Source organism: Pseudomonas sp. G11 (assembly GCF_029457515.1).
GTDB classification, from domain to species: Bacteria; Pseudomonadota; Gammaproteobacteria; order Pseudomonadales; family Pseudomonadaceae; genus Aquipseudomonas; species Aquipseudomonas gorinensis.
Genome location: NZ_CP120377.1, coordinates 6843679 through 6869352, shown reverse-complemented (window position 1 = coordinate 6869352; position 25674 = coordinate 6843679). Strand labels below are relative to the sequence as shown.

The following is a 25674-nucleotide window of genomic DNA, read 5'->3' as shown; positions in this document are numbered from 1 at the left end:
GATCGTGCTCGATGGGCGTAAATGTACCTTGTTTGATAGTGGCACGGGGGAAGATCAGATTTTGGTGGTTGAAGCTGTAGGCAAGATGAGTCGAGGCCATGCCAGTGCGAGTGTTTTGCGTCTCCCAGATTCTTTTATCTGGGATCGTTCTCTGCAGCGGGCTGAAGATGGCTAGGGTGGATAGGACCACAAGCGAATCGTTGGTACTGAATTAACTTCCGTCGGCGTACATCACCAATTTGGCGAAGCATGTTCGGTCGTTCCCGATCCATGTAGGCCGCTGGAAACAGCTCCGGATCGTAGGGGATGGCGTCCAGCATGTCGATTCCATATTCGACATAAACACGCTTGCCGAGCGGTGTCAGGGCCAAAGCCTTAATTCGGCGGATATGCTCTGATATGGCTCGGTATCCATCATGTGCAAGCAGGTCGCGCAGATAATGGTTCGACGCGCGAAGTGCAATCTTCACCCGCACGGATTCCCGATGTGGCCGATCCTGCCAGTAAGCGAATAAATTGAATAAACGAGACTTCAGACATGTGATCGGGTCGATGACGGCGACCTGCACACCTTCGATATCCAGGACGGATAAATACTTTAAAATCTCTTTTTTGGGCGCGCCTCCAACGCTGTCCATTTCCAGGATATCGACGATGACCTCTTTGCCGTCAACCCAGTCAATGTACGCGGCGGCAATATTGATCGTATTGTCTTCCATCTTCGCTTTGCGAAAAGGGACGCCCATCATCTGGGCACAATAATCAATAGAGTTGGGCTTGCCGATAAAGTCCAAGTCATCGCTAGTGACGAATCCGACATCCTCGCCTGTCATTTCGTCGATGAGGTATTGCCGGGCCCAAAGCGTAAGCGATTGCCCGCCAACGATCACAAGGCCGTAATCGGTGACAGCTGATTGAATTGAGGGACGGTAGACGCGCTGAATTAGATCGAGCAGGAAAGCGAAGAGCTCTGAACGTTCAAGTAGGGCGAACGGAGCGTCTTCGTTTACCGCTTCGGGCATCAGTTGCTTAGCGCAGAGAATCGTTGTGGGCGAGCGATTGAAGCAGAGTTGCCACGAAGGGCGGCTTTGGCACGGGCAGCAGCCATTTCAAGCATCTGAGGGTCAGCTGCATAGACAGCATCAACCTGGCGGTCACGTGAGCTGCTTTTAAGGCTCATCATTTCCGCAAAGCTAAGGTCTTTTGAATGCTGGTGGCCGCTGATCATGGCGAAAGTACCCATAAGGGTGAAATGGACTTGGATTTGAGGTTAGCACATTCAGTCGGCGCATTTGCAGTCGAAAGGCTGTGATTGCAAGGGATTACCGACGAAATGCATGGGTAGGGTGCCGTCTAGGTGCAAAGGGCCTGCTTCACCGGCCCTTTGCACCTAGACGGCTCTTAACGAGCAGAGCGCCACGGTCTATTGGAAAGGTAACCATCTGTCAAGTGGAATGTCAACATGGGAATACCAAACCGCCTGGAACTCAAAAAACCTGGAAAGCCCCCCGCAGCCTTGAACCCCCCGTATTCACTGGATTTCAGGCATAAAAAAAGACGTCCGTGGACGTCTTTAGATGTTGAAGTGGTGGAGCCGGGGGGATTTGAACCCCCGTCCGCCAGTACTCCGCTGTCGGTACTACATGCGTAGCCGTGTCTATTAAGTTAACCCTCAGCGACCCGACGGGCAGGGTGCTTTGGGCGAGTTGTGTAAGTTTTAGCCGCTTCGTCCACAACGTACTGCACGGCGATTCTGTTCTATATGACAATCACTTTGGGTTTACAGACATCCCCTGATGATTGCTGGACCCGAAGGTACCAGGAGGGAAGGGCTAAGGCTGCTTACGCAGCGAGAGCGTATTCCCCGTAGGTTTCGTCATTGGCAACTATAGAAAGTTGCAACAGTGGATTTACGAGTTCTGTTACCAACTCGGCATGCACCTAAAGTTTCGCGACCGGCGTCGAATCCTAAACGGCCCCGTGCTTGTAACTCGTTGTTTCTTAGTGAGTGACAAGCCTGTGCAGTGTACGTCAAACGGTCACAGAAGGCCAACCCGAAGGTTGGTCTTGAGCATCCAATGGACTATTTGCCGCCTTTGTCGCTGTCTTGCAGGTCCTGCAACGCTTTGGAGGTGATTTCGATGCATCTTTTGTCATCACCTGCCGCGTGGGCTGCCTGGGCCTGGGACACGGCGGTATCGATCTCGCCGCTTTTGCCACTGGTGTCGGTGGCTAGCAGCGCTTTGCCATTGTTGATTTTGTCCAGGTTGATCTTGCACAGGTCGGGCTCGCCGGCTGCGAAAACAGGTGACGCCAGCATCGCAGCAGTAATGAACAAGCCAGCAAGAGCGGAACGCTTCATAGGGTATCTCCTTGCGAAATAGGGCTCGACGCTGCTGGCCGTCATGGGCTGCCAGCGACATCACTGATGAGCCTCGGTTGCCGAGGCCTATGCAGATGACTACGCCGGTGCGCAGGGGTTCTGTTTTTTTGCCGGATTAATGCGCCCGTGCCTGGGTGACCCGGTCCACGAGGTACACCAAACCGTGGTAATCGATGCCGCCATGTTGGCTCAGGCCGATCTCGCAGGTGCGGCTGGTGGAGATACCTTCGCTGCAGTATTGCACCGCCTCCTTGAGCGTTCGCAGGGAATGGGCGTTGAGTTCCGGTGTGGTAAAGCCTTTGTCGCCAGCGAAACCACAGCAATGGATGCCTTCCGGGATCACCACGTTTTTCGAGCAGCGTCGCGCCAGGTCGATCAGTGCCTGGCTTTCCCCCAGGTGTTGGGTGCTGCAGGTGACGTGTACCGCGATCGGCGCTTCCTGCGGTGTGAAGTCGAGGCGGTCCATCAGGTGGGTTCGGATAAAACGCACGGGGTCGTAGAGATCCAGGCGGCTTTCGCCCAGGTCTTGCACCAGGCGCAGGGTGCAGGGGCTGGTGTCGCAGTAGATCGGGTCAAGACCGCCACGGCTGGCGTGGAGCAGGGCGCCGATCAGTTCCTGGCGCTTGTGTTCGGCCTGTTCGGCGTAGCCCTTGGAGGCGAACGGCTGGCCGCAGCACAGGTTGTCCTGGTTGTCGGGGAGCACGACTTGGTAACCGGCTTTTTCCAGCAGGCCACGGGTTTTGTCATACAGCGACATTTGCTCTTTATCCCCAGCCGCAGGGCCCATGGCGCGCGAGACGCACGCGGCGAGATAGACCACCCGTGGCCGTTCGTCCGTGACCGGAGGGCTGAAGCGAATGGCTTTTTCCGGCTGCGGCATGGCGTTGGTCCATTGCGGGATTTGCCCCTTGGACAGTTGAGTCACTTTGGCCGACAGCCTCGCCAGACGCGGGGCGCCCAGCAGCATGCGGGCGCCATTGGCGACGTGCAGGGTAAAGCGCGCACCTTGCAATGCCGTGGCGAAATGGCTGGCGAGCCATTCGGCGGTTTTCGTATGGTCGGCGTCGCGGGCGCGAAGCTTTTTCACCAGGTCGCCGGTATTGATTCCTACGGGGCAGCGTTGGGCGCATAAGCCGGTGGCCGCGCAGGTATCGATGCCCTGATAGTGGTAGGCCGTTTCCAATTCGGTGGTGTCGACGCCGGCGCGTTTTTTCGCCTGGATGTCACGCCAGATCACGATGCGTTGGCGTGGGCTCAAGGTCAGCCCTTTCGACGGGCACACGGGCTCGCAGAAACCGCACTCGATGCACTTATCCACAAGCTCGTCGGCGGCGGGCAGCGGTTTGAGGTGCTTGAGATGGATTTGCGGGTCGTTGCTGAGCACCACGTCGGGGTTGAGAATGCCGTTGGGGTCGAGCAGGCGCTTGAGTTGCCACATCAATTGATAGGCGTCGCTGCCCCATTCCAGCTCGACGAACGGTGCCATGTTGCGACCGGTACCATGCTCGGCTTTCAGCGAGCCGCCAAACTCCACCGCGACCAGTTGCGCGACGTCATCCATGAACGCCTGGTAGCGTGTGACCTCCTCGGCGCTGTTGAAGCCTTGGGTGAACACAAAGTGCAGATTGCCTTCCAGGGCGTGTCCGAAAAGGATGGCTTCGTCGTAGTGATGTTTGTCGAACAGCTCAATCAAGCGGTTGACGCCGATGGCCAGTTGCTCGACCGGGAAGGTCACGTCTTCGATGATCACCGTGGTGCCGGTTTTTCGCACGGCGCCGACGGCAGGGAAGGTGTCTTTGCGAATCGCCCACAGGCGGGCGTTTTCCACTGGGTCTTCGCTGAAGTCGACCTGTTTTTCCATCGGGAAAGCGGCCAGGGACGCCATGATCAGCGCCAGTTGTTCGTGGAGCAAAGAGGATGATGCGGCGCGGGATTCAATCAACAGTGCGCAGGCGTTTTCCGACAACTGCTGTACGAACGCGGGCATGCCGGGTTTGTCCTGCACTGAGCGCATGCTGCGTCGATCCAGCAGCTCAACGGCTGAGACTGGCTGGGTTTTCAGGACTGTTACGGCGTTGCAGCAGGTCTCGACATCCGGGAATACGATCAGCGCTGACGCCTTGTGCGGATGATCAATCACGGTGTCGTAGGTGACCGCGCTGATAAAGCCCAGCGTGCCTTCGGAGCCCACCAGGAGATGGCTGAGGATATCCAGCGGTTCATCGAAATCCACCAGGGCGTTGAGTGACAAACCGGTGGTGTTTTTCAGACGATATTTGTGGCGGATCTTTGCAGCCAATTCGGCGTTTGCCCGCGTCTCTCGACCGAGGCTCGCCAGGCGTTCCAGCAGCGCACCATGCTGTGTGCGAAAGGTCGCGACACTGGCCGGATCTTCAGTGTCCAGGCGGCTGCCGTCCGCCAATACCAGGCGGATGCCGGCCAGGGTGTGGTAGGTGTTTTGCGCCGTACCGCAGCACATGCCGCTGGCATTGTTGGCAACGATGCCGCCGATTTTGCACGCGTTGATCGACGCCGGATCCGGCCCGATCTTGCGCCCGAACGGCGCCAGCCAGGCGTTGGCTTGGGCGCCAATCACGCCGGGTTGCAGGCGGATTTGCGTGCCTTGCCCACGAATCTCACGGCCGTTCCAGTTGTCTCCCAGTACGATCAGCACCGAATCGCTGATGGCCTGCCCGGAGAGGCTGGTGCCTGCCGCGCGGAACGTCACTGGCACATGATCACGCTGAGCCAGTTGCAGCAGCGCCACGACTTCGTCTTCCGACTCCACGCGGATCACCAGTTGTGGGATCAGTCGGTAAAAACTGGCATCGGTACCGAATGCCAGGGTGGAAAGTGGGTCGTCGAAGCGTCGATTGCTCGGGATCAGCTGTGCGACGTCAGTGAGAAAAGCAGCAGGCAGACTCATTGGTCCTCCAGGATCAGCACCACCAGGTCTTTCGGACCGTGGGCGCCATAAGCCAGTACTTGTTCGATGTCGGCGGTCTTCGACGGGCCGGACACCAGCAGGGCATTGGTGGGCATGCCTTGGGCCCAGGCGAATTGGCGCTGGACCTGATAAAAGTTGTCGTAAATCTCACTGGCCTTGAGCAGCGCAAAGTGCACCGGCGGTACCAGGCTCATCAGGCGCGGTTCTTCCCGCGTCGGCCAAAGAATCAGGCTGCCCGTGGCGGCAATCGCTCCGAGGGTAGTGGTCAGGCTGGCCGGTGTCTCGTTAAACAGTTCGGCTTTCCATTCTTCCACCGGCCGGTCGTAGGCTTTGAGCACCGGCAGTTGTGGATTGTTCGCCCAATGTTCGGTGATGCGGCGCCCGTGGGGCGTTGTTGGTGCAATCAGCAAGCTGGGCAGGTCGCGTGCTTGCAGCAGTTGTGCGAGCAAGGCCGGCCAGTCGGCGCTGTGGGTGAGGTGGATCTCCGTGTGCACCGCTTCCATCAGCTTGCGCAGTTGCGCGATGCGCTGCTCGGGCGGGTAGGTATAGATCTCGGTTACCAGGGCTTCGTCAAAATGGTCGGGCACCGGTGTAGTGCCTGTCAGGCTTTGGCGCAATTTGTCGAGGATATTCTGCTTGGCGCTCATCAACGTTCTCCCTGTTTGGCCAGATGCTCGCGTGCCAGGTCATGCAGCGAGCGGACGGCGGGTTTCGGCGCGCTATGGTTTTGCGTCCAGGGCCCGACATTGTTCGGTGCCAGAGCGCGCAGGCGAGTCGCGGCCAGGGTGAACAACCGGTACAGCCTCGGTGAGCGATTGAGCAGGGCCCAGGTGTTCCAGATAAATCGTTCTTTGCGTGAATACTTGCTGCCTTGGCCGCGCATCGCGGGGTGTGGGCTATTCGGTGCTTTTACATTTTCTTCGCGCAGGCGGCGCAGCAATGCCGGAATCGGGATCTTCACCGGGCACACTTCACCACAGGCGCCACACAGCGAGGAGGCACTGGGGTGATCCGGCACTTTCGCCAGGCCGACCATGTGCGGCGTGATGATTTTTCCGATAGGGCCGGGGTACACCTCGCCATAGGTGTGACCACCGATTCGGGTATAGACCGGGCAATGATTCATGCAGGCACCGCAGCGAATGCAGTTGAGTGTCTGGCGCAATTCGCTGTCGGCAAACGCCTGGCTGCGGCCGTTATCCAGTAGCACCAGGTGCACTTCTTGCGGGCCGTCGAGTTCATCGGCCTTGCGCGGGCCGGAGATCATATTGACGTAGGTGGTGATCGGCTGGCCCAGCGCCGAGCGGGTCAGCAGCGATAGCAACGGCACCACGTCGCGCAGGTTTTCAACGACCTTCTCGATGCCCGTCACGGCGATATGCACCGGGGGCACCGTGGTCGACATGCGGCCATTGCCTTCGTTTTCCACCAATAGCAATGTGCCGGTTTCAGCCACGGCAAAGTTGACGCCCGAGACGCCGATATCGGCCTCGAAGAACTTTTCCCGCAGCACGCGGCGACCGATCTGAATCAGTTGGTCGACATCCTGGGTGTATTCCACGCCAAGTTTGTCGTGGAACAACGACGCGACCTGGCTGGCGTTCTTGTGGATCGCCGGCATGATGATGTGGGACGGTTTCTCATGGTCGAGCTGAACAATGAACTCACCCATGTCCGACTCCAGGCATTCGATGCCTTGGGCGGCGAGCACGTGGTTCATGTCCATTTCTTCGCTGACCATGGACTTGCCTTTGATCACTTGCGTGGCTTCGCGCTTGCGAATGATCGACAGCACGATCGCGTTGGCTTCTGCTGTCGTCTGCGCCCAGTGTACGGTGACGCCGTTACGGGTCAGGTTGGCTTCCAATTGCTCCAGCAGGTCCGGCAACTTGGACAGCGCGCGGGCACGCACCGCGTTGCCGAGGGCGCGCAGGTGTTCACGTTCGTGGGCATCGTTGAAGGACGTTGCCCGTTTGGTCATCAGGGAATCCATTGCCTTGCGAAAGTTGTTTCGCAGTTGCGCGTCGCCCAATGCCTGGTGGGCGCGGGTGCGGAAGTCTTCTGACACCTCGACGGTCGGAATCAGCGCGGCAGGGTTCATCGTCCACCTCCGGTGCGTTGCCACAGGAAGCTGGCCAGGTGTTGACCGCGCAAGGCCGCGTGCTGTTTCTCCAGGGCGCCGTTGATGTTCATCAGGCACCCGCAATCGGCACTCAGTACCTGATGGGCGCCGGACTCCTGCAAGGCCCGGGTCTTGTCGGCCACCATCGCACCGGAAATGTCTGGCATGCGCACGCTGAACGTCCCACCAAAGCCACAGCATTCGCTTTCATGGCTGTTGTCGACGCGCTCGACATTGCGCAGTTGGCCCAGCAGTTCGCGGCCATGGAGGTGGGTGTTCATTTCCCGACGTGCGGAGCATGAGGTGTGCAGGGCGACTTTAATGGGGGCGCCGCTGTCGTTGAGTTGCACCTTGCATACGAACAACAGGAACTCGGCCAACTCATAGGTCCGCGCGGCCAGGGCCCGCACGTGTTGCAGCGTTTCAGGCTCATCCTTGAACAGGTCTGCATAGTGCTCGCGCAACATCCCCGCGCAAGAGCCGGAGGGCACCACTACCGGGTAATTGTCGGTGAACAGTGCCAGTTGGGCGCGCGCCACTTGCCGGGCCTGCTCGGTGTAGCCTGAGGTGTAGGCCGGCTGCCCGCAGCAACTTTGCCCTTGCGGATAGTCCACGCGGATCCCTTCGCGCTCCAGCAGGTGAATCGCGTCCATGCCGGCTTCGGGGTAGAACAAGTCCACCACGCAGGTGCCGAACAGGTAGACCTTCGGTGGTTTTACGCTGGGGTATTCACGTGGCGGGGCCAGAGGCGCTGCGACACGGGTGGCGTTCGGCACAGCGTTGTAAAAAAGCTCGCTCATCAGGCGCATTCTCCGGGTGGTCCCGGTTATCTGTCCGCCAGGGTCGCTTTGCTCTACGACCCTGCAGACAGGTTGTGGAAAGCTGACGCCGAAATCGTTGTTCGGCGTCGGTTTTTACCCTATTGCGTGTGGTCTCAATGCACCAGCATGCCGGTGAACCAGTAGGCCTGGGCCAAGGTGATCAGCCCGACGATAGTCGCGAAGAACAGGCTGTGCTTGAGGGTGAAGCGGAACAGGTCGGATTCCTTGCCGACCAGGCCAGTGGCGGCGCAGGCAACCGCGATCGATTGTGGCGAAATCATCTTGCCGGTTACGCCGCCGCTGGTGTTTGCCGCTACCAGCAAGACGTCGTTGACGCCGATCTGGTGGGCGGTGGTGGCTTGCAACGAGCTGAACAGGGCGTTGGACGAGGTGTCGGAGCCCGTCAGGAAAACCCCCAGCCAGCCGAGGAATGGCGAGAAGAAGGGGAAGGCCGCACCCGTGCCCGCCAGTACCAGGGCCATGGTCGAGGACATGCCGGAGTAGTTGGTGACGAAGGCGAAGGCCAGAACCATGCCGATGGACAGGATAGGCCAGCGCAGTTCGTAGAAGGTCTCTTTTAAAGTGGTAAGACCAGTCTTGATGTCAATCTTGAGTACCAGCATCGAGATCAGCGCGGAGAAGAAAATCGCCGTGCCGGTCGCCGAAATCGGGTCCAGTTTGAACACCGCCGGGATGGCTGTCGGGTTGGTCACGATGGGCGCAACCTTGACGACCAGTTGGTCCAGGTGCGGGATCGCAAAGTTGAACACCCAGCTGTACATCGAGCCGCCCGCGGCGAACATCGCCTTGAAGGGCTTGAGGGTCCAGATGGTTACCAGCACGGTCAGAATCAGGAACGGCGACCAGGCTTTGAAGATCTGGCCCAGGCTAAACGGCGAGGCGACTGTGCTGCGCGGCAGACCGAAGCCGCCGGCACTGGCGGTGACCGCTGCGCTGGAGGTAGCGCCGGCAATCTGTGCGCCAGCAGTACGCTTGGGCTGCCAGACCTTCAGGAACAGGGTCAGAGACACCAGGCTGGCGAGCGCCGAGGTGATGTCCGGCAGTTCCGGCCCGATGAAGTTGGAGGTGAAATACTGGGTGACGGCGAAGCTCAAGCCTGCAACCAGCGCTGCGGGCCAGGTTTCGCGCACGCCGCGCAGGCCGTCCATCATGAATACCAGCCAGAACGGCACGAACAGGGACAGCAACGGCAGTTGGCGGCCGGTCATGGCGCCGATCTTGAATGCATCGATGCCCGTGACTTGCCCGGCGACGATAATCGGAATACCGAGTGCGCCGAAGGCTACGGGTGCGGTGTTGGCAATCAGGCACAGGCCTGCGGCGTACAGTGGGTTGAAGCCCAGGCCGACCAGCAGCGCGGCAGTAATTGCCACGGGCGCACCGAAGCCGGCGGCACCTTCGAGGAACGCGCCGAAGCAGAAGCCAATCAGCAGGACTTGCAGGCGTTGGTCGTCGGTGATCGACAGCACTGAGCTGCGGATGATCTCGAACTGGCCGCTCTTGACGGTCAGTTTGTAGAGGAATACCGCGGCCACGATGATCCATGCGATGGGCCACAGGCCGTAGGCGAAGCCGTAGCCAGCTGCGGCCAAGGCCATATCCACCGGCATCTGGAAGGCAAAGATCGCCACCAGGATCGACAACGCCAGGGTAATGCTGCCGGCGACGTGGCCTTTGAGGCGGAACACGGCCAGGGCCAGGAAGAAGAATACGATGGGAATGACGGCTGCCAGTGCGGACAGGCCGAGGCTGCCGAGCGGGCTGTAGAGCTGTTGCCAGGTTTGCATATGGGGTGGCCCCTAATTGTTGTTGGTCAGGCACTTTAGTCGGCGTGGATAATTGGTAAGACCAATTTACAGCCGCTGTTGGCTAGAGTAAAAGCCTGGATAGCGGTGTGTCAATTTGCCGCCTGCGAAACTTTGGTCGTAGGGGCGCGTGCCGGTGCTCTGATCGGATGAATCGAGAGCACTCTGATAGGTGCCGCAAGTGCGGCGATAGGCCAGAATAGAGGCCCCGGCGAGTGGTCGGGATCGTGGAGAGTGAGTTATGGGGTTTGATCAGGTGCGTCAGCGCCGTTTGTCTGACGATATTGTCGAGCAGCTTGAGGGCATGATCCTTGAGGGCACGCTCAAGTCGGGCGAGCGGTTGCCGGCCGAGCGCGCTTTGGCTGAGCAGTTTGGGGTTTCGCGCCCGTCGCTGCGCGAGGCGATTCAGAAGCTGGCGGCCAAGGGGTTGTTGGTCAGCCGCCAGGGTGGTGGCAATTATGTGGCTGAGTCCTTGGGCTCGACGTTCAGCGATCCGCTGCTGCATCTGCTGGAGAACAACCCCGAGGCTCAGCGTGATCTGCTGGAGTTTCGCCAGACCCTTGAAGCCTCTTGCGCTTACTACGCGGCGTTACGTGCTACCGAGGTCGACCGTGAGCGGCTGACGGCTGCTTTTGAAGCGCTGCAGGATTGTTATGCGCGCGACGATAAAGTGAGCCGGGCCGAGGAGGGGGCTGCTGATGCGAGGTTCCATCTGGCCATTGCCGAGGCGAGCCACAATGCTGTCTTGTTGCACACCATTCGTGGTTTGTTCGATCTGCTCAAGCGTAACGTGGTCACCAATATCGGCGGGATGTACCAGCAGCGCACGGAAACCCGCGACATGCTGATCAGTCAGCACCGGGATCTGTACCTGGCGATTATCGAAGGGCGGGCCGAGCAGGCGCGCGAGGTCTCAACCCGTCACCTGCTGTATGTGCAGGAGGTGTTGGAGGAAGTGCGTCAGGAAGTTCAGCGTATGGCCCGGGCGGAGCGACGCAAGGGCATGTAGCTTGGGTGAGGCACCCAAGCTACGGCGTCACAAGGATTATTCTTCCTTGCCCTTGTTGCGCACGGCGCGATGCAGTTCACGATTGGAATCGCGTTCGCGCTCGGTGTCACGCTTGTCGTATTCCTTCTTACCCTTGCCCAGGGCGATCTCGCACTTGACCAGGTGCTTGCTCCAGTACCAGGACAGGCAGACGCAGGCATAGCCTTTCTGCTGTACGGCGGCAGCCAGCTTGTCGAGTTCGCGGGCATTGAGCAGCAGCTTGCGTGTGCGTACCGGGTCGGCAATCACGTGAGTGCTCGCGGTAGTCAGCGGGGTGATATGACTGCCCAGCAGCCATGCCTCGCCATCCTTGAGCAGCACATAACTGTCGACCAGTTGCAGCTTGCTGGCGCGCAGACTTTTTACTTCCCAGCCGGCCAGGACCAGACCAGCCTCGAACCGATGTTCGATGAAGTAATCGTGTCGCGCCTTTTTATTTTGCGCGATGGTCCCTGTGGGGTGTTTCTTTTGTTTAGCCATAGGGGCGGCATTATAGGGAGTTGCGAGCGTGTCGGCTACGGTCAACCTGTGTGCTTGAGCGTGTTGGACGAATCCCGGACAATGCCGGCAGTTCTTTGGTTTTTTTCTCTCGCGGATCGGGCTGTTCTTTCGCGATGTTTGCCGCTCAGCTGTGGAAGTAACGCTCACATGACGACGCATATTCAACGTTCGGCCCTGCTGCCTTATCCGGCTCAGGCGCTTTATGACCTGGTCAACGACGTGGCGCGTTACCCGGAATTCCTGCCCTGGTGCTCGACCGCTGAGGTGAAGGAGAGCAGTGACGAGCACATGGTTGCCAGTGTTGGCGTGGCCAAGGGGGGGCTCAGTCAGCACTTTGTTACGCGTAATGTGTTGGTTCCGGGAAAATCCATCGAGATGAACCTGCAGGAGGGGCCCTTCACCCAATTACATGGTGTATGGGTATTCAAGGCCCTGACCGAGAAAGCCTGCAAGATCAGCCTTGATCTGTCGTTTGATTACGCTGGCCCCATTGTGCGGGCAACGCTGGGGCCTCTGTTCAATCAGGCGGCCAATACTCTGGTGGACGCGTTCTGTGAGCGGGCCAAGCAACTGCATGGTTGAGATTGAGGTGGTGCATGCCGCCGTGGATCGCCAGGTGTTGCTGACGGTGAAGGTGCCGGCGGGGACTGGTCTGCGAGCGGCGGTCCAGGCGTCGGGGATCGGATTGCAGTTTCCTGGGTTGGACCTTGCTGGTTGCCCATTGGGTATATTCGGTAAGGTCGTGGCGGACGCCGATGCGCGCGCCGTTCAGCCGGGTGACCGTATCGAGATTTACCGCCCCTTGCTGGCCGACCCTAAAGAGGTGCGCCGGCTGCGTGCGGCCAAGGCAGCGCTGGCCAGGAAGCAGGGGGCGTAGGCTTGCCGATTACTGATAGGCAACAAAAAGCCCGGCACGCCGGGCTTTTTGTTGAGCGCCGCAAACTTACTGCGGGCTGGTATCCAGAGGCTGTGGCGTCGGGACTGGAACAGTTTGCACGCCGTCGACGTCCTTCTGGATCTTGTCGAGCAAGGAGCCAGGCTTGGCCGGTACCTCGGACTTCGGCTTCTCGCTTTCCTGCGCAGGCGCAGTCACGTTGGTGCCGTTGTCTTTGCCCAGCAAGGCTTCATCACGGCTTACACCGGGCATGAAGTCACCGGACAGGCTGACGAGCTGGTCATTGCCATTGAAGATGACGCTGACGCGCTCCTGCTGGCGTTCACCGCCACCAGGCTGGATGCTGTAGAGATAATCCCAGCGATCGGCATGGAAAGTGTCAGTCAGCAGGGGATTACCCATGATAAACCGTACTTGCCGTCGGGTCATTCCCGGACGTAACTGGTCTATCATGTCCTGCGTGACGACATTGCCCTGCTGGATGTCGATTTTGTAAACCCCGGGGAATGAACAACCGGCGAGTGCGAGCAGTCCCACAAAGGTGAAACTGGTTAGCAAGAGCTTGGTGTTTTGCATCGGTGGGCGACTTCCACTATCTTGGCTGGGACAACGTAAACGCCGATCATACCCGTATTAAGAGAAGCTGCGAAGCAGCATCCGCGAGAAAGCTAACCATGGTTGAAAATAGCGAACTACGCAAAGCCGGTCTTAAAGTGACTCTGCCACGAGTCAAGATTCTACAAATGCTCGATTCTGCTGAGCAGCGCCACATGAGTGCCGAAGATGTTTACAAGGCGCTGATGGAGTCTAATGAGGACGTTGGCCTGGCCACGGTTTACCGTGTGCTGACCCAGTTTGAAGCCGCAGGGCTGGTGGTTCGTCATAATTTCGACGGCGGTCATGCGGTGTTCGAATTGGCTGACGGTGGTCATCACGACCACATGGTTGACCTGGATACCAATGAGGTTATCGAGTTCACCAGTCCGGAAATCGAGAAGCTCCAGAAGGCTATCGCCGAAGAGCATGGTTTCGATTTGGTGGACCACAATCTGGTGCTGTACATCCGTAAGAAAAAGTAAAATTCGACGCAGACGTGTTCTGCAAACGAATGAAGGCGACCCTAGGGTCGCCTTCGTGCTGTCTTAAGAAAGGAAATGTTCGGCTTAGGCTTTCGCAGCCACGACCATTTTTTTCGCGTGAGCCAAGGACTCCTTGGTCAAGTCGATACCGCCCAGCATGCGCGCCACTTCTTCCACTCGCTCTGACTTGTTCAGCTTGGACACAGCGGTATGGGTCTTATCGTTGCCTCGCACTTTATGCACAAACAAGTGCTGATGCCCTTGGGCGGCCACTTGCGGCAAGTGGGTCACCGTCAGCACCTGGCCGCGATCCCCCAGGCGACGGAGCAATTGACCCACGATTTCGGCGGTCGGCCCGCCAATGCCGACGTCCACCTCATCGAATACCAGCGTCGGGACGCGTGAAGTCTGGGCCGTAATCACCTGGATCGCGAGGCTAATCCGCGAAAGCTCACCCCCCGAGGCCACTTTTGCCAACGCTTTGAGTGGTTGTCCAGGGTTGGCGCTGACCAACAGTTCCACCTGCTCAAGGCCGTGGGGTTGCAGTTCATCGCTGGTATTGGTGTGCAGCTCAATGCTGAAGCGCCCACCCGGCATGCCGAGGCGCTGGATTTCCTGCTCTACAGCACTGGCCAGGCTGGTCGCTGCCTGCTGGCGAAGATCGCTCAATTCGCGAGCCTTCTCCTGGTAATGGCGAGCGAAGGAGGCGAGTTCGTCGCCCAGCCGCTCAATGGATTCGTCGTTCGCGTTCAGGGTTTCGATTTCATCCAGCAGTTTCTGCTGCATGGCCGCCAATTCGGTAGGCTGGATTCTATGTTTGCGCGCCAGGGTGTAGATGGTGTCCAGGCGTTCTTCTATTTCCTGCAAGCGTGCTGGGTCTGCGTCGAAGTGATCAAGGAAGCGGTTGAGTTCGCCCACGGCCTCCTCGACCTGGATCTGCGCACTGGTCAGCAGGGTGGTGGCCTCGTTCAGCGAGCCGGACGCATTGTTCACGCTGGATAGCCGATTGAGGCTGGCCGTCAGCGCGTTGAGTACATTGCCCGAATCACTTTCACTGCATTGCTCTACGACTTGCCTGCAAATAGCCAGTAGCGTTTCGGCGTTGGTGAGGTTCTTGTGTTCCTGTTCGAGCTGTTCCAGCTCGGTTTCGCCAAGGCCCAGGCTTTCGAGTTCTTCGAGCTGATAGCTGAGCAGTTGATGGCGCGCGCGTTGTTCGTCGCCGGAGTTGGAGAGTCGCTCCAGTTCCAGGCGGGTCTGGCGCCAGCGTTGGGCGGCCAGGAGAACCTGGCGGGCGAGGTCTGTGGCGCCGGCGTATTCATCGAGCAGGCGGCGATGGGTGTCGGTTTTCAGCAAGGATTGGTGTTCGTGCTGGCTGTGGATATCGATCAGCAGCTCACCCAGGGCCTTCAGGTCGCCAAGGGGGCAGGGGGTGCCGTTGATATAGCCGCGGGAGCGCCCTTCGGCCGTGATGACTCGGCGCAAAATGCAGGGGCCTTCATTATTAAGGTCGCGTTCGGCGAGCCAGGCTTCCGCCTCGGGGATGTCCGCCAGGTCGAAGGTGGCCAGGATGTCGGCCTTGTCCGCACCGGGGCGCACTACGCCGCTGTCGGCACGGTCGCCGAGGGCCAGGCCCAGGGCGTCGAGCATGATCGACTTGCCGGCGCCGGTTTCGCCTGTGATTACGCTCATCCCGCGATCCAGTTCGAGATCCAGATGTTCAACGATGGCGTAGTTATGTACGGACAGGTGCACGAGCATGACGGCCGCTCCCAGGCTTTAGGTCTGGTTATTTATACAGTGTTTTGTTCTGGGCTGACAATCCTGACGCTTAGCTCGATTTGCTTGAATGTGGGTTTTTTTTAGTGCGATGGGGAATGAGCGTGCAGGAGTTGATCTGGAGCAATTGAAAGACTTTTGGTAAGGCTTGCGCCCTTGAACCTGGAAATTGTGGCCCCATATACGGGAACAGAAGCGCGAGTTGAGTTCGCGCATGATTTTGAAAGGAGAAATCTATGGCTGACGAACAGACGCAGGATACGCAAACTCCAGACGCCAATCCGGCGGCCGGTGATGAGCTGGCGACCCGTGTACAAGTGCTCGAAGAGCAATTGGCCGCTGCGCAGGATCAGTCTTTGCGTGTTGCCGCCGATCTGCAGAACGTCCGCCGTCGTGCCGAGCAGGACGTGGAGAAGGCTCATAAATTTGCGCTGGAAAAATTCGCCGGTGATCTGTTGCCGATCATCGACAGCCTGGAGCGTGGGCTGGAGTTGTCCAACCCGGATGACGAAAACATCCGTCCGATGCGCGAAGGGATTGAGCTGACCCTGAAAATGTTCCAGGACACCCTGAAGCGTTATCAGTTGGAAGCTATCGATCCACAAGGCGGCGAGCCGTTCAGCGCCGAGCATCACCAAGCCATGGCCATGCAGGAAAGCCATGACCTGGAGCCTAACAGCGTGTTGAAAGTGTTCCAGAAGGGTTACCAGCTCAATGGTCGCCTGTTGCGCCCGGCAATGGTGGTGGTGAGCAAGGCGCCAGCACCTGTTGCACCTTCTATTGATGAGCAGGCTTGAAATTTGCCGTAAGGCCCCCATCTATAAGTCAAGCGATTAAGTGCTACCGCAGTTAGCTACCACTGCTGCGGCATCCAAATTCAAGTTTCGGGAGAGTAAATCATGGGCAAAATTATCGGTATCGACCTGGGGACCACCAACTCCTGCGTCTCTGTGCTGGAAAACGGCGTTGCAAAAGTTATCGAAAACGCCGAAGGCGCGCGTACCACGCCGTCGATCATTGCTTACGCCAACGACGGTGAAATCCTCGTTGGTCAGTCGGCCAAACGTCAGGCTGTGACCAATCCGCATAACACCCTGTACGCGGTGAAGCGTCTGATCGGTCGTAAGTTCGAAGAAGAAGTCGTACAGAAAGACATTAAGATGGTCCCTTACAAAATCGCCAAGGCCGATAACGGTGACGCCTGGGTTGAAGTAAACGGCCAGAAAATGTCGCCGCCGCAAATCTCGGCTGAAATCTTGAAAAAGATGAAGAAAACTGCCGAAGACTACCTCGGTGAAGCGGTGACCGAAGCGGTGATCACCGTTCCGGCCTACTTCAACGACAGCCAGCGCCAGGCGACCAAGGATGCCGGCCGCATCGCGGGCCTGGACGTTAAACGTATCATCAACGAACCCACTGCCGCTGCACTGGCTTACGGCATGGATAAGGCCAAGGGCGATCACACCGTCATCGTTTATGACCTGGGTGGCGGTACCTTCGACGTTTCCGTTATCGAGATCGCTGAAGTTGACGGCGAGCACCAGTTCGAAGTGTTGGCCACCAATGGTGACACCTTCCTCGGTGGTGAAGACTTTGACATTCGTCTGATCGACTACCTCGTTGACGAATTCAAGAAAGAAAGCGGCATGAACCTTAAGGGTGACCCGCTGGCCATGCAGCGCCTGAAAGAAGCCGCTGAGAAAGCCAAGATCGAGCTGTCTTCCGCTCAGTCGACCGACGTTAACCTGCCGTACATTACTGCAGATGCTACCGGTCCTAAGCACTTGAACGTGAAGATCTCGCGCGCCAAGCTGGAAGCGCTGGTTGAAGACCTGGTTCAGCGCACCATCGAGCCTTGCCGTATCGCGCTGAAAGACTCTGGTATCGACGTTGGCGCGATCAACGACGTGATCCTGGTTGGCGGTCAGACCCGTATGCCACTGGTTCAGAAGCTGGTTACCGAGTTCTTCGGCAAGGAAGCACGTAAAGACGTGAACCCGGACGAAGCGGTTGCCATGGGTGCTGCGATCCAAGGTGCGGTATTGGCCGGTGACGTGAAAGACGTGCTGCTGCTGGACGTGAGCCCGCTGACCCTGGGTATTGAAACCATGGGTGGCGTGATGACGGCGCTGATCGAGAAAAACACCACGATTCCTACCAAGAAATCGCAAGTGTTCTCGACTGCCGATGACAACCAGGGCGCCGTGACCATCCATGTGTTGCAAGGTGAGCGTAAGCAGGCTGCGCAGAACAAGTCCCTGGGCAAGTTCGACCTGGCCGAGATTCCACCAGCGCCACGTGGCGTGCCACAAATCGAAGTGACCTTCGACATCGACGCCAACGGCATTCTGCACGTAGGCGCCAAGGACAAGGCCACCGGCAAGACTCAATCGATCGTGATCAAGGCCAACTCCGGCCTGTCCGAGGAAGAAATTCAGCAGATGATTCGCGATGCTGAAGCCAACTCCGAAGAAGATCGCAAGTTCGAAGAGCTGGCCGCTGCGCGTAACCAGGGTGATGCCCTGGTTCACTCGACACGCAAAATGGTCGCTGATGCTGGCGATAAAGTAACTGCCGAAGAGAAGGCTGCGATCGAAGCTGCCGTGGTTGCCCTGGAAGCCGCCGTTAAAGGTGACGACAAGGCTGCCATTGAAGCCAAGGTTGAGGAACTGTCGAAAGTTTCCGCGCCAGTTGCCCAGAAAATGTACGCCGAGCAAGGCCAGCCAGCTGAAGGCGCTGCGCAACACGCAGAGCCTGAAGCCAAGCACGACGACGTTGTCGATGCCGAGTTCGAAGAAGTCAAAGAGCAGAAGTAATCTGCTTGGCCGGTTGACCGCTATCAAGCGGTGACTGGTAGGATGTCGCCGCGCGGGAGCTTGCTCCCGCGTTGGTGTGTCTGGGGTATGCGAATTTTTACAGCATGCGACAACGTTCGGATGCTGGCGGTGTGATCGGGAATGCTCCTGCTTCCCGGGCGACAGTCACCGCGTTTTTGGCCGGGTCCCTGGCTGAAAGCAGTTATGACCAGGATCGTTGAATTGACGTGAGTTGGGTCCGGGCCTGTATTGGGGCTCAACGAGTTTGGCAGGGCTCAGGAGGGTCTGGCCGAACGTCCTTAAGAGTGCAAAGACTTATGGCAAAGCGTGACTATTACGAAGTATTGGGTGTGGAGCGTGGCTCCAGCGAGGCGGACCTGAAAAAGGCTTACCGTCGCCTGGCGATGAAGCACCACCCGGACCGTAATCCGGATAACAAAGAATCCGAAGAAATGTTCAAAGAGGCCAACGAGGCCTACGAATGCCTGTGTGATCCCAACAAGCGTGCGGCCTACGACCAGTATGGTCACGCCGGCGTCGACCCAAGCATGGGTGGCGGCGGAGCCGGCTTCGGCGGTCAGAACTTCTCCGATATTTTCGGCGATGTGTTCAGTGACTTCTTCGGCGGCGGCCGCGGTGGCCAGCGGGGTGGTGCCCAGCGGGGCAGCGACCTGCGCTACACCCTGGAGCTGAACCTGGAAGAAGCCGTGCGCGGCACCAGCGTCAATATCCGCGTGCCGACGCTGGTCAACTGCAAGCCGTGCGACGGTTCGGGGGCTAAGAAAGGCTCCTCGCCGATCACCTGCCCGACCTGTGGCGGTATCGGTCAGGTGCGCATGCAGCAGGGCTTCTTCTCGGTGCAGCAGACCTGCCCGCGTTGCCATGGGCAGGGCAAGATCATTTCCGATCCGTGCGACTCCTGTCACGGCGAAGGCCGCGTCGAAGAGTACAAGACGCTGTCGGTGAAGGTGCCTGCAGGCGTGGATACCGGCGATCGCATTCGTCTGTCGGGCGAAGGCGAGGCGGGGACGCAGGGTGGTCCGACGGGCGACCTGTATGTGGTGATCAATGTGCGCGAGCACTCGATCTTCCAGCGCGACGGCAAGCACCTGTTCTGCGAAGTGCCGATCAGCTTTGTCGATGCAGCCCTGGGCGGTGAGTTGGAGATTCCGACGCTGGATGGTCGGGTCAAGCTCAAGATTCCTGAGGGGACGCAGACCGGTAAGCAGTTCCGTATCCGTGGCAAGGGCGTTGCGCCGGTGCGTGGTGGTGGTGCCGGTGACTTGATGTGCCGTGTGGCGGTGGAAACTCCGGTCAACCTGGGTCGTCGTCAGCGAGAGTTGCTGGAAGAGTTTCGCAGTTCGTTGGAAGGTGATGACTCCCATTCGCCGAAGACCACGGGCTTCTTCGATGGCGTGAAGCGCTTCTTCGGCGACCTGTAAGGAGTTGAGTATGCGACGTATAGCCGTAATGGGCGCTGCCGGGCGCATGGGCAAGACGCTGGTCGAGGCGGTGCAGCAGCGATCGCCGGCCTCCGGGTTGACGGCGGCGATCGTTCGCCCTGGCAGCACGCTGATTGGTGCGGATGCGGGTGAATTGGCCTCGTTGGGGCGCATTGGTGTGTCGTTGTCCGGCAATCTGGAGCAGGTGGCTGATGAGTTCGACGTACTGATCGACTTCACCCTGCCGGACGTGATGCTGAAGAACCTGGCGTTCTGTCGCAAGGCAGGCAAGGCCATGGTGATCGGTACGACGGGCTTGAGTGCGGAGCAGAAGCAGTTGCTGGTGGCGGCGGGCAAGGATATTCCGATCGTGTTTGCCGCTAACTTCAGTGTGGGTGTGAACCTTTCGCTCAAGCTGCTTGATCTCGCAGCTCGCGTGCTGGGGGATGAGGCGGATATCGAAATCATCGAGACCCATCACCGGCACAAGATCGATGCGCCCTCGGGCACCGCGTTGCGTATGGGGGAGGCTATTGCCGATGCGTTAGGTCGCGACCTGTCGAAAGTGGCGGTATACGGCCGTGAAGGTCATACCGGCGAGCGTGCGCGTGACACCATCGGCTTCGCTACCGTTCGCGGTGGTGATGTAGTTGGCGATCACACGGTGTTGTTCGCATCCGAAGGCGAGCGCCTTGAAATCACGCATAAGGCGTCCAGTCGCATGACGTTTGCCAAGGGGGCGGTACGTGCTGCGCTCTGGTTGGACGGTCGCGAGCCGGGGCTTTACGACATGCGCGATGTGCTGGATCTGCACTAATCGATAGCTAAAACGGGGCTTCAGGATTATCCTGAGGCCCCGTTTTACCCGCTAAGCGACGTCCTGTCGCATTCTCCTGCCTTTAAGGCTCATTAGCGGTGGACCAAAAAAGCCTTTTTCTGTAAGCTACAGCTTTAGTGTGTCCACTAAAAGCGCGCAGAATAATTCAGTGAAGAAGCGGGGTGACGTGTCCATACGTCACTCCGCTTTTTTACAACCTGCGATCGCCCTTTCAGGCTTTATTTACGGGAGGTCTTCTTGACTAAGCCAGCCATACTCGCCCTTGCTGATGGCAGCATTTTTCGCGGCGAAGCCATTGGAGCCGACGGTCAAACCGTTGGAGAGGTAGTGTTTAACACTGCCATGACCGGCTATCAGGAAATCCTTACCGATCCTTCCTACGCCCAACAGATCGTGACCCTGACCTATCCGCACATCGGCAACACCGGTACTACACCGGAAGACGTCGAGTCTGATCGTGTCTGGTCGGCGGGCCTGGTGATTCGTGACCTGCCTCTGGTTGCGAGCAACTGGCGTAATACGATGTCGCTATCCGATTACCTGAAAGCCAACAATGTTGTGGCGATCGCCGGTATCGATACGCGCCGTCTGACACGCATCCTGCGTGAAAAAGGTTCGCAGAACGGCTGCATCATGGCCGGTGACAATATTTCCGAAGAAGCAGCGATCGCCGCAGCGCAAGGTTTCCCTGGCCTCAAGGGCATGGACCTGGCGAAAGTCGTCAGCACCAAGGAACAGTACGAGTGGCGCTCCACTGTCTGGGACTTGAAGACCGACAGCCACGCGACCATCGACGCGGCTGATCTGTCGTATCACGTGGTCGCCTATGACTACGGCATCAAGTACAACATCCTGCGCATGCTGGTCGAGCGTGGTTGCCGCGTGACCGTGGTGCCGGCGCAAACCCCGGCCAGTGACGTGCTGGCCCTGCAACCGGATGGTGTGTTCCTGTCCAACGGCCCCGGTGACCCTGAGCCATGCGACTATGCCATCAAGGCCATCAAGGACGTTCTGGAAACCGACATTCCGGTGTTCGGTATCTGCCTGGGGCATCAACTGCTGGCCCTGGCCTCTGGCGCCAAGACCTTGAAAATGGGGCATGGCCATCACGGCGCCAACCACCCCGTACAAGACCTGGATACTGGCGTTGTGATGATCACCAGCCAGAACCACGGTTTTGCGGTGGACGAAGCGACTTTGCCGGGTAATGTCCGCGCGATTCACAAGTCGCTGTTCGACGGCTCCCTGCAAGGCATCGAGCGCACCGACAAGAGTGCGTTCAGCTTCCAGGGCCACCCTGAAGCGAGCCCGGGCCCGAACGACGTAGCACCGCTGTTCGACCGTTTCATCAATGAGATGGCCAAGCGACGCTGACTGAGTGGCTTGCGGGCGGCCCCGAATGTCGGTGGCCCCCGCAGGCTCTTCAAGGATTGTTCAAGACGGCTTGCCGACTGACCTGCGGATTTGAGTGACAAACCCATGCCAAAACGTACTGACATAAAAAGCATCCTGATTCTCGGCGCTGGCCCGATCGTAATCGGCCAGGCCTGCGAATTCGACTACTCCGGCGCCCAGGCCTGTAAGGCGCTGCGCGAGGAGGGCTACCGCGTCATCCTGGTGAACTCCAACCCAGCCACTATCATGACTGACCCGGCCATGGCCGACGCCACCTACATCGAGCCGATCAAGTGGCAGACCGTTGCCAAGATCATCGAGAAAGAGCGTCCGGACGCACTGTTGCCAACCATGGGCGGCCAGACCGCCCTGAACTGCGCCCTGGACTTGGAACGCGAAGGCGTCCTGGAGAAATTCGGCGTAGAGATGATCGGTGCCAATGCCGACACTATCGACAAGGCTGAAGACCGTTCCCGCTTCGACAAGGCCATGAAGTCCATCGGCCTGGCGTGCCCACGTTCCGGTATCGCTCACAGCATGGAAGAAGCTAACGCGGTCCTCGAGACCCTGGGCTTTCCGTGCATCATCCGTCCTTCCTTCACCATGGGCGGCACCGGCGGCGGTATCGCTTACAACCGTGAAGAGTTCGAAGAAATCTGCGCCCGTGGCCTGGACCTGTCTCCGACCAAAGAGCTGCTGATCGACGAATCCCTGATCGGCTGGAAAGAATATGAGATGGAGGTTGTCCGCGATAAGAAGGACAACTGCATCATCGTCTGCTCCATCGAAAACTTCGACCCGATGGGCGTGCACACCGGTGACTCGATCACCGTGGCTCCAGCACAGACCCTGACCGACAAGGAATACCAGATCCTGCGTAACGCCTCCCTGGCGGTGCTGCGTGAGATCGGTGTGGAGACTGGCGGTTCTAACGTGCAGTTCGGCATCTGCCCGACCACCGGTCGCATGGTCGTTATCGAAATGAACCCGCGTGTGTCCCGTTCGTCGGCCCTGGCCTCGAAGGCTACCGGTTTCCCGATCGCCAAGGTCGCGGCCAAACTGGCCGTGGGTTACACCCTGGACGAACTGTCGAACGACATCACCGGCGGCAAGACCCCGGCGTCCTTCGAGCCGTCCATCGACTACGTCGTGACCAAGCTGCCACGTTTTGCCTTCGAGAAATTCGCCAAGGCTGACGCGCGCCTGACCACCCAGATGAAGTCGGTGGGTGAAGTCATGGCCATCGGCCGGACCTTCCAGGAATCCCTGCAGAAAGCCCTTCGTGGCCTGGAAGTGGGTGTTTGCGGCCTGGACGAAAAACTTGACCTGAGCAACCCGGAAAGCATGAGTGTGCTCAAGCGCGAGCTGACTGTGCCTGGGGCCGAGCGTATCTGGTACGTCGCTGACGCCTTCCGCGCCGGCATGACCGTCGAAGACATCTTCGGCATGAACATGATCGACCCGTGGTTCCTGGTGCAGATCGAAGATCTGATCAAGGAAGAAGAGAAGGTCAAGACCCTGGGCCTGGCCAGCATCGATCGCGACATGATGTTCCGCCTCAAGCGCAAGGGCTTCTCCGACCAGCGCCTGGCCAAGCTGCTGGGTGTGACTGAGAAAAACCTGCGCACGTACCGCCACAAACTGGAAATCTTCCCGGTCTACAAGCGCGTTGACACCTGCGCGGCCGAGTTCTCCACCGACACCGCCTACCTGTACTCCACTTACGAGGAAGAGTGCGAAGCGGCGCCGTCGGGTCGCGACAAGATCATGATCTTGGGCGGCGGTCCAAACCGTATCGGCCAAGGTATCGAGTTCGACTACTGCTGCGTACACGCCGCTCTCGCCCTGCGCGAAGACGGGTACGAGACCATCATGGTCAACTGCAACCCGGAAACTGTTTCCACTGACTACGACACCTCCGATCGTCTGTACTTCGAGCCAGTGACCCTGGAAGACGTGTTGGAAATCGTGCGCGTCGAGAAGCCAAAAGGCGTGATCGTCCAGTACGGCGGCCAAACCCCGCTGAAACTGGCACGTGCCCTTGAAGCTGCCGGCGTGCCGATCATCGGCACCAGCCCGGACGCTATCGACCGTGCAGAAGACCGCGAGCGCTTCCAGCAAATGGTTGAGCGCCTGAACCTGCGTCAGCCGCCAAACGCCACTGTGCGCAGCGAAGACGAAGCCATCCGTGCAGCCAGCAAGATCGGCTACCCGCTGGTGGTGCGTCCTTCCTACGTGCTGGGCGGCCGTGCGATGGAAATCGTCTACGAAGAAGAAGAGCTCAAGCGTTACCTGCGTGATGCGGTGAAAGTATCCAACGACAGCCCGGTGCTGCTGGATCACTTCCTCAACTGCGCCATCGAGATGGACGTGGATGCTGTTTGCGACGGTACCGACGTGGTCATCGGCGCAATCATGCAGCACATCGAGCAGGCGGGCGTTCACTCCGGTGACTCCGCATGCTCGCTGCCGCCTTACTCGTTGCCAGCGCACATCCAGGACGAGATGCGCGAACAGGTCAAGAAAATGGCCCTGGAGTTGGGCGTGGTCGGCCTGATGAACGTACAGTTGGCGCTGCAGGGCGAAGACATCTACGTCATCGAAGTCAACCCGCGTGCCTCGCGTACCGTGCCGTTTGTGTCCAAGTGCATCGGCGTGTCCCTGGCCATGATCGCTGCGCGTGTGATGGCAGGTAAGACTCTGAAGGAAATCGGGTTCACCAAGGAAATCATTCCGAACTTCTACAGTGTGAAAGAGGCGGTGTTCCCATTCGCCAAATTCCCTGGCGTGGACCCGATCCTGGGCCCAGAGATGAAGTCCACCGGTGAAGTGATGGGTGTGGGCGATACCTTCGGCGAAGCTTTCGCCAAGGCTCAAATGGGCGCCAGCGAAGTGTTGCCAACCGGCGGTACTGCTTTCATCAGCGTGCGTGATGATGACAAGCCACTGGTTGCAGGCGTGGCCCGTGATCTGATCAACTTGGGGTTCGAAATCGTGGCCACCGCCGGGACCGCCAAGCTGATCGAAGCTGCCGGCCTGAAAGTGCGTCGCGTGAACAAGGTGACGGAAGGCCGTCCGCACGTGGTCGACATGATCAAGAATGACGAAGTCACCCTGATCATCAACACCACCGAAGGTCGCCAGTCGATTGCGGACTCTTACTCCATTCGTCGTAACGCCTTGCAGCATAAGATCTACTGCACCACTACCATTGCTGCTGGCGAAGCTATCTGCGAAGCGCTCAAGTTCGGTCCGGAAAAGACCGTGCGTCGCTTGCAGGATCTACACGCAGGATTGAAGGCATGACCAAATACCCAATGACCGTCCAAGGCGCGAAGGCCTTGGAAGAGGAGCACGCCCATCTGACCAAGGTCGTACGTCCAAAGCTGAGCCAGGACATCGGTACGGCCCGCGAGCTGGGTGACTTGAAGGAAAACGCCGAATACCACGCTGCTCGCGAGCAGCAGGGTATGGTCGAGGCGCGGATCCGTGACATCGAAGGCCGTATGCAGAATGCGGTGATCATTGACGTCACGACCATCCCGCATACTGGCAAAGTGATTTTCGGCACAACAGTGGAAATCGCTAACGTCGAGACTGACGAAAGCGTGGTCTACCACATCGTGGGTGAGGACGAAGCTGACTTCAAACTCGGCAAGATCTCCGTTGGTTCTCCACTGGCTCGCGCCTTGATTGCCAAGGAAGAGGGTGATGTGGTGGCGGTCAAGACGCCTGGCGGCGTGATCGAGTACGAGATTGTTGAAGTCCGCCATATCTGAAAGGCG

General features: G+C 58.7%; 21 protein-coding genes and 1 other RNA gene. 11 read left to right on the top strand and 11 right to left on the bottom strand.

Annotated features, from left to right (window positions below; all coding sequences use genetic code 11):
* Positions 1-134 precede the first annotated feature (134 nt).
* The 8 genes from P2T68_RS31675 to P2T68_RS31640 all read right to left on the bottom strand — a co-directional run bounded on the left by P2T68_RS31675 (position 135) and on the right by P2T68_RS31640 (position 10081).
* Positions 135-1022, bottom strand: coding sequence for a hypothetical protein (locus tag P2T68_RS31675; RefSeq protein WP_277378756.1), 888 nt, complete (start codon positions 1020-1022; stop codon positions 135-137).
* A 564-nt stretch (positions 1023-1586) separates the two neighbouring features.
* Positions 1587-1980: a transfer-messenger RNA gene (ssrA, locus tag P2T68_RS31670) on the bottom strand.
* A gap of 103 nt (positions 1981-2083) precedes the next feature.
* On the bottom strand, positions 2084-2362 hold the full coding sequence (locus P2T68_RS31665) for a hypothetical protein (protein WP_277378754.1): 279 nt from the start codon (positions 2360-2362) through the stop codon (positions 2084-2086).
* 136 nt (positions 2363-2498) lie between these two features.
* Entirely contained in the window at positions 2499-5309 is a 2811-nt protein-coding gene (locus tag P2T68_RS31660) for an FAD-binding and (Fe-S)-binding domain-containing protein (protein ID WP_069077030.1), read from the bottom strand.
* Positions 5306-5977 (bottom strand): lactate utilization protein, encoded by a 672-nt coding sequence (locus P2T68_RS31655; RefSeq protein WP_168233249.1) that lies wholly within the window; start codon positions 5975-5977, stop codon positions 5306-5308. The genes P2T68_RS31660 and P2T68_RS31655 overlap by 4 nt, the downstream gene beginning before the upstream one ends.
* The gene (locus P2T68_RS31650) at positions 5977-7431 is read right to left on the bottom strand and encodes a LutB/LldF family L-lactate oxidation iron-sulfur protein (RefSeq protein WP_277378753.1); all 1455 of its coding nucleotides are present in this window, start codon (positions 7429-7431) and stop codon (positions 5977-5979) included. Before P2T68_RS31650 ends, P2T68_RS31655 begins: the two co-directional genes overlap by 1 nt.
* Complete coding sequence (locus tag P2T68_RS31645; RefSeq protein ID WP_277378752.1) at positions 7428-8252, bottom strand: (Fe-S)-binding protein; 825 nt, start codon at positions 8250-8252, stop codon at positions 7428-7430. The genes P2T68_RS31650 and P2T68_RS31645 overlap by 4 nt, the downstream gene beginning before the upstream one ends.
* Before the next feature lie 134 nt (positions 8253-8386).
* Complete coding sequence (locus tag P2T68_RS31640) at positions 8387-10081, bottom strand: lactate permease LctP family transporter (RefSeq protein WP_024077455.1); 1695 nt, start codon at positions 10079-10081, stop codon at positions 8387-8389.
* Positions 10082-10340: 259 nt separating this feature from the next.
* Here P2T68_RS31640 and P2T68_RS31635 point away from each other — a divergent pair, with 259 nt between their 5' ends.
* Positions 10341-11108: an FCD domain-containing protein gene (locus tag P2T68_RS31635; protein ID WP_024077454.1), complete on the top strand. Its 768-nt coding sequence runs from the start codon at positions 10341-10343 to the stop codon at positions 11106-11108.
* A 36-nt stretch (positions 11109-11144) separates the two neighbouring features.
* Here P2T68_RS31635 and smpB read toward each other — a convergent pair whose 3' ends face one another.
* The gene (smpB, locus tag P2T68_RS31630; RefSeq protein ID WP_024077453.1) at positions 11145-11627 is read right to left on the bottom strand and encodes an SsrA-binding protein SmpB; all 483 of its coding nucleotides are present in this window, start codon (positions 11625-11627) and stop codon (positions 11145-11147) included.
* A gap of 168 nt (positions 11628-11795) precedes the next feature.
* On the opposite strand from smpB, the gene P2T68_RS31625 reads away from it, so the two are divergent.
* Positions 11796-12230, top strand: a complete 435-nt coding sequence (locus P2T68_RS31625; protein WP_024077452.1) for a type II toxin-antitoxin system RatA family toxin — start codon at positions 11796-11798, stop codon at positions 12228-12230.
* Positions 12223-12525, top strand: coding sequence for an RnfH family protein (locus P2T68_RS31620; protein ID WP_024077451.1), 303 nt, complete (start codon positions 12223-12225; stop codon positions 12523-12525). Before P2T68_RS31625 ends, P2T68_RS31620 begins: the two co-directional genes overlap by 8 nt.
* A 66-nt stretch (positions 12526-12591) precedes the next feature.
* On the opposite strand, the gene P2T68_RS31615 is transcribed toward P2T68_RS31620, so the two are convergent.
* On the bottom strand, positions 12592-13119 hold the full coding sequence (locus tag P2T68_RS31615) for an outer membrane protein assembly factor BamE (RefSeq protein ID WP_024077450.1): 528 nt from the start codon (positions 13117-13119) through the stop codon (positions 12592-12594).
* 98 nt (positions 13120-13217) lie between these two features.
* Between P2T68_RS31615 and fur the strand changes: the two genes are divergently transcribed.
* Positions 13218-13622, top strand: a complete 405-nt coding sequence (fur, locus tag P2T68_RS31610) for a ferric iron uptake transcriptional regulator (RefSeq protein ID WP_024077449.1) — start codon at positions 13218-13220, stop codon at positions 13620-13622.
* Between the two features lie 84 nt (positions 13623-13706).
* Here fur and recN read toward each other — a convergent pair whose 3' ends face one another.
* Positions 13707-15380: a DNA repair protein RecN gene (gene recN / locus P2T68_RS31605; protein ID WP_024077448.1), complete on the bottom strand. Its 1674-nt coding sequence runs from the start codon at positions 15378-15380 to the stop codon at positions 13707-13709.
* A 254-nt stretch (positions 15381-15634) separates the two neighbouring features.
* Between recN and grpE the strand changes: the two genes are divergently transcribed.
* The 7 genes from grpE to greA all read left to right on the top strand — a co-directional run bounded on the left by grpE (position 15635) and on the right by greA (position 25668).
* Positions 15635-16195 carry a nucleotide exchange factor GrpE gene (gene grpE, locus P2T68_RS31600; RefSeq protein ID WP_024077447.1) on the top strand — a complete coding sequence of 187 codons (561 nt, stop codon included), beginning with the start codon at positions 15635-15637 and terminating at the stop codon, positions 16193-16195.
* A 102-nt stretch (positions 16196-16297) separates the two neighbouring features.
* The gene (dnaK, locus tag P2T68_RS31595) at positions 16298-18214 is read left to right on the top strand and encodes a molecular chaperone DnaK (RefSeq protein WP_024077446.1); all 1917 of its coding nucleotides are present in this window, start codon (positions 16298-16300) and stop codon (positions 18212-18214) included.
* A 317-nt stretch (positions 18215-18531) separates the two neighbouring features.
* Entirely contained in the window at positions 18532-19656 is a 1125-nt protein-coding gene (gene dnaJ / locus P2T68_RS31590; protein WP_024077445.1) for a molecular chaperone DnaJ, read from the top strand.
* A 10-nt stretch (positions 19657-19666) separates the two neighbouring features.
* On the top strand, positions 19667-20473 hold the full coding sequence (dapB, locus tag P2T68_RS31585; protein ID WP_024077444.1) for a 4-hydroxy-tetrahydrodipicolinate reductase: 807 nt from the start codon (positions 19667-19669) through the stop codon (positions 20471-20473).
* A gap of 258 nt (positions 20474-20731) precedes the next feature.
* Positions 20732-21868: a glutamine-hydrolyzing carbamoyl-phosphate synthase small subunit gene (carA, locus tag P2T68_RS31580; RefSeq protein ID WP_024077443.1), complete on the top strand. Its 1137-nt coding sequence runs from the start codon at positions 20732-20734 to the stop codon at positions 21866-21868.
* A gap of 105 nt (positions 21869-21973) precedes the next feature.
* On the top strand, positions 21974-25195 hold the full coding sequence (gene carB / locus P2T68_RS31575) for a carbamoyl-phosphate synthase large subunit (RefSeq protein ID WP_024077442.1): 3222 nt from the start codon (positions 21974-21976) through the stop codon (positions 25193-25195).
* Positions 25192-25668, top strand: a complete 477-nt coding sequence (greA, locus tag P2T68_RS31570; RefSeq protein WP_024077441.1) for a transcription elongation factor GreA — start codon at positions 25192-25194, stop codon at positions 25666-25668. The genes carB and greA overlap by 4 nt, the downstream gene beginning before the upstream one ends.
* Positions 25669-25674 lie beyond the last annotated feature (6 nt).

What these genes read in the sequence shown, in the direction of transcription:
- P2T68_RS31675 (WP_277378756.1), bottom strand. Translation starts at nt 1,022, where the DNA reads ATGCCCGAAGCGGTAAACGAAGACGCTCCGTTCGCCCTACTTGAACGT.
- P2T68_RS31665 (WP_277378754.1), bottom strand. Translation starts at nt 2,362, where the DNA reads ATGAAGCGTTCCGCTCTTGCTGGCTTGTTCATTACTGCTGCGATGCTG.
- P2T68_RS31660 (WP_069077030.1), bottom strand. Translation starts at nt 5,309, where the DNA reads ATGAGTCTGCCTGCTGCTTTTCTCACTGACGTCGCACAGCTGATCCCG.
- P2T68_RS31655 (WP_168233249.1), bottom strand. Translation starts at nt 5,977, where the DNA reads ATGAGCGCCAAGCAGAATATCCTCGACAAATTGCGCCAAAGCCTGACA.
- P2T68_RS31650 (WP_277378753.1), bottom strand. Translation starts at nt 7,431, where the DNA reads ATGAACCCTGCCGCGCTGATTCCGACCGTCGAGGTGTCAGAAGACTTC.
- P2T68_RS31645 (WP_277378752.1), bottom strand. Translation starts at nt 8,252, where the DNA reads ATGAGCGAGCTTTTTTACAACGCTGTGCCGAACGCCACCCGTGTCGCA.
- P2T68_RS31640 (WP_024077455.1), bottom strand. Translation starts at nt 10,081, where the DNA reads ATGCAAACCTGGCAACAGCTCTACAGCCCGCTCGGCAGCCTCGGCCTG.
- P2T68_RS31635 (WP_024077454.1), top strand. Translation starts at nt 10,341, where the DNA reads ATGGGGTTTGATCAGGTGCGTCAGCGCCGTTTGTCTGACGATATTGTC.
- smpB (WP_024077453.1), bottom strand. Translation starts at nt 11,627, where the DNA reads ATGGCTAAACAAAAGAAACACCCCACAGGGACCATCGCGCAAAATAAA.
- P2T68_RS31625 (WP_024077452.1), top strand. Translation starts at nt 11,796, where the DNA reads ATGACGACGCATATTCAACGTTCGGCCCTGCTGCCTTATCCGGCTCAG.
- P2T68_RS31620 (WP_024077451.1), top strand. Translation starts at nt 12,223, where the DNA reads ATGGTTGAGATTGAGGTGGTGCATGCCGCCGTGGATCGCCAGGTGTTG.
- P2T68_RS31615 (WP_024077450.1), bottom strand. Translation starts at nt 13,119, where the DNA reads ATGCAAAACACCAAGCTCTTGCTAACCAGTTTCACCTTTGTGGGACTG.
- fur (WP_024077449.1), top strand. Translation starts at nt 13,218, where the DNA reads ATGGTTGAAAATAGCGAACTACGCAAAGCCGGTCTTAAAGTGACTCTG.
- recN (WP_024077448.1), bottom strand. Translation starts at nt 15,380, where the DNA reads ATGCTCGTGCACCTGTCCGTACATAACTACGCCATCGTTGAACATCTG.
- grpE (WP_024077447.1), top strand. Translation starts at nt 15,635, where the DNA reads ATGGCTGACGAACAGACGCAGGATACGCAAACTCCAGACGCCAATCCG.
- dnaK (WP_024077446.1), top strand. Translation starts at nt 16,298, where the DNA reads ATGGGCAAAATTATCGGTATCGACCTGGGGACCACCAACTCCTGCGTC.
- dnaJ (WP_024077445.1), top strand. Translation starts at nt 18,532, where the DNA reads ATGGCAAAGCGTGACTATTACGAAGTATTGGGTGTGGAGCGTGGCTCC.
- dapB (WP_024077444.1), top strand. Translation starts at nt 19,667, where the DNA reads ATGCGACGTATAGCCGTAATGGGCGCTGCCGGGCGCATGGGCAAGACG.
- carB (WP_024077442.1), top strand. Translation starts at nt 21,974, where the DNA reads ATGCCAAAACGTACTGACATAAAAAGCATCCTGATTCTCGGCGCTGGC.
- greA (WP_024077441.1), top strand. Translation starts at nt 25,192, where the DNA reads ATGACCAAATACCCAATGACCGTCCAAGGCGCGAAGGCCTTGGAAGAG.